Origin of the sequence: Mesorhizobium sp. M8A.F.Ca.ET.161.01.1.1 (assembly GCF_004792105.1) — a bacterium.
GTDB lineage: Bacteria > Pseudomonadota > Alphaproteobacteria > Rhizobiales > Rhizobiaceae > Mesorhizobium.
This window is the reverse complement of sequence record NZ_SRTD01000339.1, coordinates 1-317: the sequence shown is the minus strand read 5'-3', so window position 1 is coordinate 317 and position 317 is coordinate 1. Positions and strand designations below refer to the sequence as shown.

The 317-nt window shown below is 66.2% G+C and carries 1 protein-coding gene; it reads right to left on the bottom strand.

All coding sequences use genetic code 11. From position 1 onward, the window contains the following. Positions 1-67: 67 nt before the first annotated feature. Positions 68-317: hypothetical protein (locus tag EN804_RS35975; RefSeq protein WP_246693552.1), on the bottom strand; the 250-nt coding region annotated here is incomplete at its 5' end.

The following is a 317-nucleotide window of genomic DNA, read 5'->3' as shown; positions in this document are numbered from 1 at the left end:
GCTGTAAGCATCCTCGGCTGCGAAGGCGAAGAAATGAGCAGCAGCGACATCGCCGGTTACAGCACCATCATGTACATGTGGGGACCGAAACGTTGACGTCGACGCCGGCAAGCTTCTCGATTGCCGCCTCCGCCTCCGTGCGAAGCCGATCGGAGCCTATGCCGGAGACGCCGACGAGGTAGATGGCCACCGCTGCCAACAGCACGAGCGCGACGGCGCCGGCAAACAGCCGCGCAACGATGCGAAAGCCGCGTCCGACCGATGCTTGACCCAGCGGCGGAACGCGGCACGCGGACGGCAGTGCGCCCAGGTCGGCG